General features: G+C 60.9%; 1 pseudogene. It reads right to left on the bottom strand.

Annotated features, from left to right (window positions below):
- A pseudogene (locus ACI94_RS08810) lies at window positions 1-338 on the bottom strand (type I glutamate--ammonia ligase); the annotation flags it as partial.

Here is a 338-nt window from a genome sequence, read left to right as displayed (position 1 = left end):
TGCAGGCCGCGCATCAGCGCCATCGTCTTGACCGCAAACTTGAACGTGATGACGTTGTCGGCGGTATGGAGAGCGTCGCTGTACTTGAAGTCGATCTCGTGCTGGCTCTCGGCGACTTCGTGGTGGGAGGCCTCGATCTCGAATCCCATCTCGGTGAGGGCGAGGATGATCTCACGTCGGACGTCCTCGGCAAGGTCGGTCGGCGCAAGGTCGAAGTAACCGCCGACGTCCTGGAACTGTGTCGTCGGCCGCCCGTCGAGCATCTTGAAGAGGAAGAACTCGAGTTCCGGTCCGGTATTGAAGACGTAGCCATCCTTCGCCGCATCCTCCATCGCCCG

The organism is Methanoculleus sp. DTU007 (assembly GCF_001512385.1).
Lineage (GTDB): Archaea > Halobacteriota > Methanomicrobia > Methanomicrobiales > Methanoculleaceae > Methanoculleus > Methanoculleus thermophilus.
Note: the sequence above shows the minus strand (reverse complement) of the source record. Positions and strands in the feature narration are given on the sequence as shown.